Annotated in this window: 13 protein-coding genes; 3 read left to right on the top strand and 10 right to left on the bottom strand. The window is 59.9% G+C overall.

Features of this window, described 5'->3' with window-relative positions:
* Positions 1-33 precede the first annotated feature (33 nt).
* The 6 genes from HMPREF2993_RS02470 to HMPREF2993_RS13790 all read right to left on the bottom strand — a co-directional run bounded on the left by HMPREF2993_RS02470 (position 34) and on the right by HMPREF2993_RS13790 (position 3519).
* Positions 34-483 carry a deoxyribose-phosphate aldolase gene (locus tag HMPREF2993_RS02470; RefSeq protein ID WP_046647835.1) on the bottom strand — a complete coding sequence of 150 codons (450 nt, stop codon included), beginning with the start codon at positions 481-483 and terminating at the stop codon, positions 34-36.
* Positions 483-773 carry a DUF2516 family protein gene (locus HMPREF2993_RS02465; RefSeq protein ID WP_070700850.1) on the bottom strand — a complete coding sequence of 97 codons (291 nt, stop codon included), beginning with the start codon at positions 771-773 and terminating at the stop codon, positions 483-485. The genes HMPREF2993_RS02470 and HMPREF2993_RS02465 overlap by 1 nt, the downstream gene beginning before the upstream one ends.
* A 13-nt stretch (positions 774-786) precedes the next feature.
* Complete coding sequence (locus tag HMPREF2993_RS02460; protein WP_049154438.1) at positions 787-1248, bottom strand: CGLAU_01105 family protein; 462 nt, start codon at positions 1246-1248, stop codon at positions 787-789.
* A 15-nt stretch (positions 1249-1263) separates the two neighbouring features.
* On the bottom strand, positions 1264-2598 hold the full coding sequence (locus HMPREF2993_RS02455; protein ID WP_070700847.1) for a DUF445 domain-containing protein: 1335 nt from the start codon (positions 2596-2598) through the stop codon (positions 1264-1266).
* Between the two features lie 115 nt (positions 2599-2713).
* Positions 2714-3199: a hypothetical protein gene (locus HMPREF2993_RS02450; RefSeq protein WP_049154434.1), complete on the bottom strand. Its 486-nt coding sequence runs from the start codon at positions 3197-3199 to the stop codon at positions 2714-2716.
* Positions 3196-3519 carry a phage antirepressor KilAC domain-containing protein gene (locus tag HMPREF2993_RS13790; RefSeq protein ID WP_232761147.1) on the bottom strand — a complete coding sequence of 108 codons (324 nt, stop codon included), beginning with the start codon at positions 3517-3519 and terminating at the stop codon, positions 3196-3198. Before HMPREF2993_RS13790 ends, HMPREF2993_RS02450 begins: the two co-directional genes overlap by 4 nt.
* A 311-nt stretch (positions 3520-3830) precedes the next feature.
* Between HMPREF2993_RS13790 and HMPREF2993_RS02440 the strand changes: the two genes are divergently transcribed.
* Together HMPREF2993_RS02440 and HMPREF2993_RS14005 are read left to right on the top strand one after the other, a co-directional pair.
* Complete coding sequence (locus HMPREF2993_RS02440) at positions 3831-4748, top strand: Abi family protein (protein WP_070682406.1); 918 nt, start codon at positions 3831-3833, stop codon at positions 4746-4748.
* A gap of 436 nt (positions 4749-5184) precedes the next feature.
* Positions 5185-5457, top strand: a complete 273-nt coding sequence (locus tag HMPREF2993_RS14005) for a hypothetical protein (protein ID WP_369799715.1) — start codon at positions 5185-5187, stop codon at positions 5455-5457.
* Between the two features lie 227 nt (positions 5458-5684).
* On the opposite strand, the gene HMPREF2993_RS02430 is transcribed toward HMPREF2993_RS14005, so the two are convergent.
* The 4 genes from HMPREF2993_RS02430 to HMPREF2993_RS02415 are packed head-to-tail and all read right to left on the bottom strand — an operon-like array spanning position 5685 to position 9645.
* Positions 5685-6056, bottom strand: coding sequence for a membrane protein (locus HMPREF2993_RS02430; protein WP_049157597.1), 372 nt, complete (start codon positions 6054-6056; stop codon positions 5685-5687).
* 47 nt (positions 6057-6103) lie between these two features.
* Positions 6104-6853, bottom strand: a complete 750-nt coding sequence (locus tag HMPREF2993_RS02425; RefSeq protein WP_046647843.1) for a succinate dehydrogenase/fumarate reductase iron-sulfur subunit — start codon at positions 6851-6853, stop codon at positions 6104-6106.
* Positions 6853-8874 (bottom strand): fumarate reductase/succinate dehydrogenase flavoprotein subunit, encoded by a 2022-nt coding sequence (locus tag HMPREF2993_RS02420; RefSeq protein WP_046647844.1) that lies wholly within the window; start codon positions 8872-8874, stop codon positions 6853-6855. The genes HMPREF2993_RS02425 and HMPREF2993_RS02420 overlap by 1 nt, the downstream gene beginning before the upstream one ends.
* 15 nt (positions 8875-8889) lie before the next feature.
* Complete coding sequence (locus HMPREF2993_RS02415; protein ID WP_046647845.1) at positions 8890-9645, bottom strand: succinate dehydrogenase cytochrome b subunit; 756 nt, start codon at positions 9643-9645, stop codon at positions 8890-8892.
* 401 nt (positions 9646-10046) lie between these two features.
* On the opposite strand from HMPREF2993_RS02415, the gene ramB reads away from it, so the two are divergent.
* Positions 10047-11453: an acetate metabolism transcriptional regulator RamB gene (ramB, locus tag HMPREF2993_RS02410; RefSeq protein WP_046647846.1), complete on the top strand. Its 1407-nt coding sequence runs from the start codon at positions 10047-10049 to the stop codon at positions 11451-11453.
* Positions 11454-11668: the final 215 nt, after the last annotated feature.

Here is an 11668-nt window from a genome sequence, read left to right as displayed (position 1 = left end):
CAAAATCAACGCACTCTAAAACCGGAAGGGCCATTAAAGGCTCTCTATGGAGAGCTGCGTATCCAGGGCTTCGTCGTCTGAAACGACGGAGCCCGTTTCAATGAGGCACTGATAGCCCGCTTGCTCGGCAGCACGCGCATACTCCGGCAACGGCAAAGCCGGACGCTCAGGAAGAATGAGCCCCAAGCGCACTGGCAGCGGGCAGGCTTCGCGGAGAGTGACGAGCTCGGAGAGGAGCGAGGTGGCATCCCCTAGCAGCGCATCCACCGCAACCCACACCTCGGCGGCACCTGACTGAACTGCCAGCCGTGCCTCCGCCGCCTTCACCAATGAATGATGGCGCCCGGTGGGATAACCGGCAACAGCAATAACGTGCTCGGCGCCCTCGGCGGCAAGCACGTGGTGCGGGGAGACCAGCACTCGCTGCTGCCCTGCCGACTGGTTTCGCACCTCCTCCACGGAGGCCTCAAGCAGATTCAGCATTAGTAGGAATAATCGCCGTTGATGATGGCCTTGAGCTGCGGGCGCACGTCAAACCAGTACACGCCGGTAATGATGGCGCCAATCCAGCTGACAAAGGGCAGCGGCAGGTTCATCAACAGGGCGGAGCCGAAGAGCAGGCCGACCCATACCCACTTGTTCTGGCGGTCACCGGCGCGGAAGGCATCCTCCCGCGTCATCGCCGCCAAGACGGCACCGATGAGGGCGAAGAGAGATACCGCGATGAAAATGTAGTGCGGTATCGACGCAATAATGTTCAGAAAAGTATGCATCAAGAAAGACTAACTAGTTCTCGTCAACTACTTCGCCGTCAATGACATCGTCATTCGGCTTCTGTGCGTAGGGGTTGCGCGGGCTCTGCGGCTCTTGCGGCTGCTGGGCATGCTTGCCCTCCGCGCGCTGCTCCTTGGCGTTGTTGATAGCGCCCTGCACACCCTCACGGGTCTCGTTGAAGGCCGTGGTGAAATCCTCACGGGCCTTTTCAAAAGACTCCGAGTTGCGGGTCTCGCGCGCTGCGGAGGACACAGACTCCCCAATGTTCTTGGCCGTGGAGGTCACGCGGTCAAAGAAGGACTCTTCCTTCGCGGTGCCATCACCCATGCCCGCCTCATCGGCGGCGCGGGCAATGCGATCCGCCTGCGCGCTCTGGGCTTGGTTCTGGCGCTCCTCCTTGAAACGGCCACCAAAATCCTTGGCCACATCAAAAGCAGAGGAACCGGCATTCTTGATTGAGTCAAATACGGACATGGTCGTCACTCCTTGTTAGACGCCAAAAAGCAGATGATTAACAGTGTAGATAACCAACCCCGCCAGCGCACCCACAACCGTGCCGTTGAGGCGGATGAACTGCAGGTCCTTGCCCACCATGAGCTCGATATTCTCGGAAGCCTCCTGGGCATCCCAGCGCTTAATGGTCTCCGGAATAATCGCGATGATCTCCGGGGCGAATTTCTCCACCGCGTAGCGCGCGGCCTTGTCCACCAGCTCGTTGGCTTGGGCCAGGAACTCGGAATCCTCCAGCAGGCGGTGCGCCAATTCCTTCACCTTGGCGGTGATCTTCTGGCGCAGGAAGGACTCTGGGTCGGTGAGCTGTTCAATGAGCGTGGAGGAGACCGTCGCCCACATCGCCGCCGGCGCCTTCTGCGCCTGATCGGAGGCCAGCATCTCCTGCTTGATGCCTTCGATGCGCCCGCGCATGTCCTCATCCCACTGCAGGTCCGAAGCCAGCTTGGACAGGTTGCGGCGAATGGCCAGGCGGGCTTCGTGGTTGCCGTTGCGGCGGACCTCATCGGCGAATTCCACGAGCTCGGCGTAGACCTTCTCCCCCACCATCTCGCGGGCAAAGCGCGGCGCCCAGCCGGGCATGCGCTCATCGATGGCGGTAACCACCGTGGATTCCATGCCGAGGGTCTTGCCGTGCGCCCACTCAATGAGGTCATCCTCTAGCGACCGCGCCTTGCCTTCCGCGATATAACCCTCCAGCAGGCGCCCCAGCGGCGGGCCCCACTCCGGCTCTGCCAGACGGTCCATGACTTGGGTGCGGATGAACTGCTCTGCCTCCGCCGGGTCTAGGTCTGCGACCACGCTGGCTGCGCGCTCACCAATCCACGCGGAGACCTCCTCCGCCCGCCCAGGCTCCACACCCTGGCGCGCCAGCCACAGCGGTATCTCTGCCTCCCGCACCTTGGCGCTGAGCGCATCCGCGGTGAGGAAGTTCTCCTCCACGAAGTCCTTGAGCGCATCACCCACGCGGTCCTTGTTGTTGGGAATGAGCGCGGTGTGCGGGATGGGCAGCCCCATCGGCCGGCGGAACAGGGCGGTCACGGCGAACCAGTCCGCCAGTCCACCGACCATGCCTGCCTCCGCTGCCGCGCGCACGTAGCCCACCCAGACGGGAGCCCCGCTTGCCGACGCCTGCCACCACGAGCACCCCAGAAAGATCACCGCCGCACCAATCAGGAAGGACAGCGCAATCGCCTTCCAGCGGCGCAGGTCCGCCCGGCGCGCCTCCTGGTTTCCTGGCTGCGGCACAAACGACGTCTGCGACGCCGACGTTTCCCGAGCCGGCTCAAGCCCTGCGTCTGCGCGATGCGTCATGGGTTGGTTCTCCTTGGGTCTGCGTAATGATGGGGAATAGTGAATCCATTAATCAACATTAGTGGGCGTACCGGACACATTCGATTGCCACCAACACTAAGATCGACTCCTAGCTTTATGAACGCCAGCCTGCCGAGGGCCCGTTTGTGGTTCCGTAGATGAACCGTCCGGCATCCAACGCCTGCTGATCAAAGAAACCGAACCTAGCCGCCAGCACGCCTTTCGCCTTCTGGTGGTTACGGGAAGTGGCGGTCATGAACACCACACCCGCTATCAACTCGGCGAGCTTCTCCAGTGTCACCCAGTTGGATGATTCCTCGGTGTGGTCGTTGTCGATGTCCATCACGACACAGTCCGAGGAAATGAAGCTCGCAGACGAGCGCCGGTCGTTGGTGTAGGTTGCGGCGACGTGATCCAACCTGGCCACCTGCTCCAGCCCGGCTTGGTCGGTGATCTGGTGGTGGTTCGGGATGTCCATCTGGTGAGCCCAGTCGATCTCGGCGCGCTGAATCGCTTTCAGGGCCCGGTAGCAGGTCGGGTCAGGGTATCCTTCGACGTTCTTCTTCGGTATTCCGATATCAAGAAGCGCAGTGGTGGTCATCTGGCGTCCTCGCCTTCACGCTCGACCACCGGCAGCAGGCCACGGATGTTCTTCAACAGGTCATAGATGAACAGGCGGCCTTTCTGCGTCCAGTACATGTGGGTGCAGGTCTTGCCCTCGTCGTACTCGTACGTCTTGGACTGGGTGTAACCCTTCTCAGTAAACTTGGCGTAGAGGAACCAACGCCCGGGCTGGTGAAACTGCACCTGCTCCCCGCGCAGAATCTGGTTGAGCTTCTTCGCCGACAGGCCGTAGTCCTTGGCGATCTCGGTGGTGGTGATCAGCGACGGCGACGCCAGCACCACGTCGTAATAGGACACCTTCGCTGGTAAACCTGACCTGCTGGATGCCACCAGCCGTTTCAAGGGGGTAGTGATTAACGACCCCCTGCAATGACGCGCCAGGGCATCTTTCGTGTTGGCGTAGCCGAGGGCGGTCGCCACGTCCCAGCCGCAGAACAGGACCTGTCCGCCCGAGGTGATGGTTCGGATCGTACCGATGGCTCCATGTCCCGTGCTCTTGCCTCGGCGTCATCAACCAGGTAACCTCGTAGTCAACATGACCGGTTCCGCTGCCCGCCTCAATGGGAGTCCAGGGCCGGTCTTCGTTTTTGTATCAAACAGGGGTGTGCGTGGAGCAGGTGAAGCAGTTCAAGACCTACGGTGAACAGGTCGAATTGCTTCGTCAGCGTGGGATGCGAGTGGATGATCCCAAGCATGCTGAGACGCTGCTGGCTCAATTGAACTACTACCGCTTGTCCGGATACTGGTACCCGATGCGCCGTTTCTCCCAAGACGACGGCACTGCCCGAGATGAATTCGTTGAGGGAGCATCGTTTGACCTGGTGGTAGCCCTCTATGGGTTTGACGAACAATTGCGCCACAGCGTGTTCATCGAGCTTGATCGCGTGGAGTTGGCTATTCGAACCAAGCTCGGTCACGAGCTGGGTCGCCTTGACCCGCTGATCTATTTGGATCCCCAGCGTTTGAGCGCCCGGGCACGGCAGCGAAACAAAGACGGGCGTAGCGTGCACGAGGTGTGGCTGAGAAAGTACCAGTCGGCATTGAAAGCGTCGAAGGAGGACTTCGTCGCCCACCACAAATCCAAATATGGCGGGACTCTACCCATCTGGGCGGCTGTCGAAATCATGGATTGGGGGATGCTGTCGTACCTGTACGGCATGTCGCCCAATATCGTGCGCAAACGGATTGCCGAGCCCTGCGGCCTAACTGGTCCTCAGCTTGAATCATGGCTGAAATCCTTGAATATTCTGCGTAATTACGCAGCTCATCATGCAAGGATGTTCAACCGTGTTTACGACATCAAACCGAAACTGAACAATGACGTCAGGCTGGCTCCGGTAGCTGAAGGAATGAATCGCGTGTTCGGGCAGCTCTCCCTTATCCAATACTTGCAGCGCCAACTGGAATTGTCTCCAGCCGACCGGCTACCGAAGCTGTTCCACACCTACCCGCACAATCCCATCGTGCCGTTTTCTCGCACAGGAGCACCTGACAGCTGGGGCGAGTTGCCTCTCTGGCGCGTCTAATCTTTGCGGTAGTAGTCGCATTCGTACCCGTCTGCGTCGAGTGTCATGGCGTGGACGAGTAGGTCACGAGCGACTGCTTGGACGATGTTCTCGACGAGTTTCTCGCCGTAGTTCTTCAGCCGCCCCCACTTGCATCCGGTTGTGACACCGCTGTAGGACTCACTTCCAGCACTCCCATGTTCGGGCTAGACGCAGCCTGCGCGGAATCGGCAAGCAAATAGCGAAAGCCAAACGCGCTGTTGACGGCGATATCGCAATCAAGCGCAACCGCTATATCGATCTTTCCGCCCCAAACAAGAAGGTCAACTACGCTCTTGCCGCCAAACACCGAGCCCTAGCCGGAATTAAAGGCTATGAAACCGACCTGACTACTCTTCCCGCTAGTGAGGTTATAGGGCATTACCGCAGGTTATTCAACATTGAGAAATCATTTCGGATGTCGAAATCAGACCTGAAAGCACGCCCAATCTACGCCAGGAAACAAGACTCGATCACAGCCCACCTCAACATCGTCATCGCAGCCCTAGCCGTGGCCCACCTGATGGAGACCCGCAGTGGTCAATCCATCAAACGCCTCGTGAGAACACTCAAGAAATACCGCAGCTTTCAACTCGTCGTTGGCGGCGAAACCATCCACGCCGCAGTACCACTACCCCCGGAAATCCAAACCCTCGTCAACACCATCACCACCCCAACCCTTCGGCACTAATTTGAGCCAAGTCAGGTTAGTGTTCGCGTCGCTCCCTGCGGCGCCATTCACGCGTATGGCACCGTAGGGGCGTCGCCAAGCGCCCGCTCCCCCTCTCCGCCCGCCCAGCACCCACCCCAAACGCCAACAACCCCCGCCTCCTCACATGGTCTCCCATGTGTGTTTGGAGGTGGGGGTTGTGGTGGTGTCAGTACAGAAACTTAGGCGTTCAACGGCCTAGGAGGTGCCTAGTTGATGCGGCCGGTTTCCTTGCGGTACTGGCGGTAGTAGCGGCGGCCATACTTGACGGAGACGATAGCCAGGATGGCTACGACGACGCTGGCGATGGCGCCCACAATCAGGTTGATCTGGTAGTCAGCACCGGCGGTGCCCTGCGGGTACAGCTTGGTGCCGAAGCCCCAGATCAGGATGCCCAGCGCCGGCAGGATCGAGAGAACCAAGCCCATGCCCACCCAGGTGGAGGTGCGCAGCAAAGAAGAGTGCGGTGCACTGTAAGAAACGGGGTCATATCCCTCGATGTAGGAGTCCTGAATCTTACCGGAGAACTCCGGGTAGGTCTCGCTGTGGTGATCAGCAACTGCCGGGTTGAGGTCGCTCATGGCTGAAACTTTCTCTCGTTCCTGTTAATCCTGTGAATGACTATAGCTTAGTCGTCCTTGCCGCGGAAAGCAGCACGTGCACGTTCGCGGGTAACCGCGGAAACCGCGGTCAGCGGCACACCAGCCGGGCAGACGTCGGCGCACTCGCCGTAGAGCGAGCAGTGGCCGAAGTTCTGCTCCAGATCGTCCACCATGTTGCGTGCGCGGCGGCCACGCTCTTCCTTGCCCAGCGGCATGAGGGAGAGGTGAACCAGCTTGGCGCCGGTGAACAGGTGAGCAGCACCGTTCGGGCAGGATGCCACGCAGGCACCGCAGCCGATGCAGGCGGCGTGATCCAGGGCGTACTCGGAGGTCTCATGGTTGACGTGCAGGGTGTCAGCATCCGGAGCGGTACCCGCATCCATGGACACGTAGCCGCCCTGCTCCATGACGTGGTCCAGCTTGGCGCGGTCCACGATCATGTCCTTGATGACCGGGTAGGCAGCGGAGCGGAAAGGCTCCAGCTTGATGGTGTCGCCGTCCTTGAACTGGAAGAGGCGCTGCTGGCAGGCCGGGGTGTTCTGGCCCGGGCCATGCGGGCGGCCATTAACCAGGAGGCCACAGGTACCGCAGATACCTTCACGGCAGTCGGAAGCGAATGCGAACGGCTCGGTGCCGGCCTCAATGAGGCCGTCGTTGACGTGGTCGAGCAGCTCCAGAATGGACATCTGCTCGGCGGCGTCGTCAACCTGCACGGTTTCGAACTTGCCTTCTTGCGTCGGTCCGGCTTGACGCCAGATCTCAAGTGTCAGTTTCATTACTTGTAGTTCCTTGTCATCAGCGGGATCGAATCAAAGTACAGCGGCTCAGCGTGGCGGATGAACTCGCCCTCAGCAGCGCCCGGCTCCCATGCGGAAACGAAGCACCAGTTCTCGTCATCGCGCTCGGCCTCGCCGTCCTCGGAGAGGTGGTCCTCGCGGAAGTGAGCACCACAGGACTCGTCGCGGTCAAGGGCGTCAATACACATGAGCTCACCCAGGTCGATGTAGTCAGCAACGCGCAGACCATACTCGAGGACCTGGTTCATGTCGTTAGCGTCACCAGTGATGCGGACGTTAGCCCAGAAGTCCTTGCGCAGTGCGCGGACCTTCTCGATGGCAACCTTGAGGTCCTCGACATTACGGGACACACCACAGCCCCAGTAGAGGATGTCACCCAGCTGGCGGTGGTAGTACGCCGGGCCGTGCGGATCCTCGCCCTGGATGGACATGAGGCGGTCGATGCGAGCCTGTGCGCGAGCAACGGCGTCGTTAGCCTCGGCGGAATCCTCGGCCAGCTTGGCCTCACCCAGGTGGTGAGCCAGGTAGTTCGGGATAGTGAACGGCAGGGTGAACCAGCCATCAACGGAAGCGGACAGCAGGGAGTTAGCACCCAGGCGGTTCGCACCGTGGTAGGTCCAGGAGCACTCACCGGCGGCGAAGAGGCCGTCGATGGCGGTCATCTCGTTGAAGTCCGTCCACAGGCCACCCATGGTGAAGTGGCAGGTCGGAGCGATACGCATCGGGGTCTCGTAGGCGGACTCACCGATGGCCTCTTCGTACATCTCGATGAGGTTGGAGTAACGCTCGCGGATCTTGTCCTTGCCCAGACGCTCGATGGCGTCGCGGAAGTCCAGGTACACGGAGTTGTGCAGCGGACCAACGCCCAGACCCTTGTTGATCTGCTGGGAAATGGCACGGGAAGCCACGTCACGCGGGACGAGGTTACCGAAGGCCGGGTAGCGGCGCTCTAGGAAGTAGTCGCGCTCCTCTTCCGGAATCTCGTTAGCAGGACGGTCATCGCCCTCCTTGATCGGAGACCAGATGCGGCCGTCGTTACGCAGCGACTCAGACATGAGGATGGTCTTGGACTGCCACTCGGAATTGACCGGCAGGCCGGTCGGGTGGAACTGGATGAATGCCGGGGAAGCCAGGTAAGCACCAGCCTCGTACGCACGCATCATGGCGCCAGCGTTGGAGTTCTTAGCCAGCGTGGACATGTGGTAGACGTTGCCGTAACCGCCGGTACCGAGGATGACTGCGTGGCCGGTGAAGGCCTTGAGCTCGCCGGTGATGAGGTTACGGGTCACAATGCCGCCGGCACGCTTGGTGCCGTTGTCGTTGTAGGTGATGACGTCCTGCATATCGTGGTGAGCGAAGAGCTCCACGTTGCCCAGGCCAATCTGGCGGTACAGCGCAGAAGTGGTGGACAGCTGCAGCTGCTGGCCTGTTTGACCACGGGTGTAGTAGGTGCGGGAGACCTGCACGCCACCGAAGGAACGGGTAGCCAGGGTGCCGCCGTACTCGCGAGCGAACGGAGCGCCGATGGCGTTCATGTGGTCGATGACGCGGATGGACTCATAAGCCAGGCGCCAGCAGTCGGACTCGCGGCAGCGGTAGTCGCCGCCCTTGACGGTGTCCTTGGTGTGGCGGTAGGCGGAGTCGTTATCCACCTTCTTGTGGCGGGAAGAGTTCACACCACCCTGCGCAGCAATGGAGTGCGCGCGACGCGGGGAATCGTGGTAGGTGAAGACCTTCACCTTGTATCCCAACTCGCCGAGGGCAGCCGCAGCGGAACCAGCAGCCAGGCCGGTACCGACGACGATGATTTCGAACTTGCGGCGGTTCAGCGGGGAGACCAGCTCCATGTGGTCCTTCTGGTAGCTCCACATGTCCTTCATCGGGACGCCGTGCGGCTCGTGGGACTCCAGGATGCGGCCCGGCTTGACACCCGGGACGATGGACTGCGGGTGCGAGAAGTTCGGGTGCTCGCGCTTGAGTTCAGTATTCGCGTTAGTCATGGGTTCAAAACTCCTTTAGCTGACCCAGCCCAGGGCGACGGACAACGGCATAACGATGTTTGCCAGGCACACGACGGCCGGGACGATGTACGCCAGGATGACAAAGACCTCGCGCCACTTAGCACCGGTAATGCCCAGGTCGGAAGCCGCAAGGCGGATGCCGTGGGTCAGGTGCAGGAAGAGGCAGAGCATGGCAACGATGTAAATGATGGTCACCGGCCAGCGGGAGAAGGTAGCGATCATGTTGGCCTTCACTTCGCCATGAGCGAAAGCCTCCGGAGCGATCGGCTGAACACCCATCGTCAGGTCCAAGATGTGGAAGACGATGAACAGGAGCAGCACGACGCCGGTCACCAGCATGGTCTTCGTTGCGAAGGAATCCATGCCGCCCATCAGGTTGGTGCGCTTGAACTTACCGCGGGATGCCTTGGAGCGAGCGGTCAGCGCAAAGGCGCCGTAAATGTGGGCGATCACGCACGCCAGCAAGACGATGCGGATGATCCACAGAAGGTGCCCGCTCGGAATCAGCGGATCACCCATGCTGCGCAGGAATGCGCCGTAGGCATCGATGGCTTCCTCGCCATTGTGGGCCGGCAGGTAGAGCTTCAAGTTGCCGGCCATGTGTCCTACAACGAACAGCGCGAAGAACAGACCGGTAATTGCCATCGTCAGTTTCAAAGCCCAGGACGGAATTCCTGGCTTAGGACGAATCGTTTCATTAGTAATGCGGCCGTGAGCAAGGGCTTCACGGTCAGGATTTTTTACAGACATGACACCTCCATTGTCGCCCTTACCTTACGCAGGACTGCGCGCTGACCACTACTTATCCCTTTGCTTTTAACGCCCCCTCCCCCACCTACAGGCCCCTGACAGAAATGAGTTAAGGCAAGGGTTGCCTTAAGTGTCCCCCGACTTATGCCGGTCTACCTTGATCACTTCGCTTTACGCAATATTAACCTTGCGAAAACATTTCGCGGTTGAGACTTTTGTCACAGGGTGTGACTCGAGTGACGACCCTACCCCTTTAGGTGTCAAACTTTCGCTTGGTACACACCCCTCACCGCCCCTTCACGCCCCGCTAACACCCCCACTTCGCAGCGAAGTTAAAATGCTTCACACATTCCTTGCAAAACTATTGTTATGACCGAAAGGCACTAGGTAACCTAGCTCACATGAGCAAGACATACGTAGGTTCGCGCCTGCGCCAGCTGCGCCGCGAACGTGATCTCAGCCAAGCCTCCCTCGCCGCTACGCTGGGGCTTTCCGCTAGTTACGTTAATCAGATTGAACATGACGTACGCCCCCTCACCGTTCCGGTCTTGCTTAGGATTACTGAAGCATTTGGTGTGGATGCCACTTTCTTTTCCCGTGACGATGACTCGCGGCTACTCGCCGAGATTCAAGATGTCGTCCAGGACCAAGAAATCTGCCCCTCCCCCGTGGAATTACAGGAATTGTCCGAACTGGTTTACAACCACCCCACCGTTGCGCGCACGCTCGTCGACATTCACCGCCGCTACCGCAATATCCGCGACAAGCTTTCCCTCGCCACCGATACCCGCCGCTCCGACGGCAACCAGGCGCTGTCCATGCCGCACGATGAGGTTCGGGATTTCTTCTATGCCCGCCAGAATTATCTCGATGAGTTAGATCAGCATGCAGAGGCGATCTCCGCGGAGCTCGACGTCGTCCCCTTCCACATCCGCGACATCGAACAGGCTCTGGACGACAGACTCACCACCCAGCACGGCGTGGAGATCCTCACCACCGATCGCATGGATGGCACGCTGCACCGCTTCGACAAGGACAGCGGGACCCTTCGCCTTGCCAGCCGGCTGAGCGTCGGCCAGCGCGCCTTCCGCATGGCAGCTGAGCTTGGCTTCCTCGAAGCGGGCGCGCTTTTCGACGAGCTCGTGGAGGAAGAACCGTTTACTTCAGAGGCCTCCATCAACTTGGCCAAGCGGGGTATCGCCAATTATTACGCTGCGGCCACGCTCCTCCCGTATGGCCTCATCCATAGCGAAGCCGAACAGTCGGGGTACGACGTGGAATACCTCTGCAATGTCTTCGGAGTGGGCTACGAGACGATTGCCTCCCGCCTCTCCACGCTGCAGCGCCCCAACAAGCGCGGCATCCCCTTTACCTTCGTGCGCGTTGACCGCGCCGGCAACATGTCCAAACGCCAATCCGCCACCGGCGTGCACTTCTCCAACTCCGGCGGCACCTGCCCCCTATGGAATGTGTACGAGTCCTTCTCACACCCCAACACCATTTCCCGCCAGTTGGCGCAGATGCCAGATGGGCGCAATTACCTATGGATCTCACGAACGGTGAGCTACCCACAAGGCCGTTTTGGGGATACGAACAAGCTCTTTTCCATCGGTCTGGGCTGCGAGGCACGCCATGCTAATCGCACCGTGTACGCCCAGGGGCTAGACCTCAATGCCCTTTCCGCCGCCACTCCCATTGGCGCCGGCTGCCGCACCTGCCCGCGCCAGAATTGCTCCCAGCGGGCATTTCCCGCCATTAACGAACAGCTTGTCGTCGACGCCCACCGCTCTGCAGTGGCACCCTATTAACTAAAGCTAGTTAACGGCGTAATCGCACAGGTTTTAAATCATCCATCTTTACGCCGTTAACGCAGATGAATCTTAAAAGCTGGGGAGCACTCTCCATCGAGCGAAAGCCTCCGAAGAAAGATACTGAAGCAAGAAAGGGGCCTACTTAGTGCGATGAGCTGGAATTATGACCCAAACCCTCGGCGCTATACATTGTCCTACAAGCCCCACCCCAT

Origin of the sequence: Corynebacterium sp. HMSC068G04 (genome assembly GCF_001814885.1) — a bacterium.
Classification (GTDB): domain Bacteria; phylum Actinomycetota; class Actinomycetes; order Mycobacteriales; family Mycobacteriaceae; genus Corynebacterium; species Corynebacterium hiratae.
The sequence above is the reverse complement of the archived record's forward strand: the minus strand, read 5'-3'. Positions and strand labels throughout refer to the sequence as shown.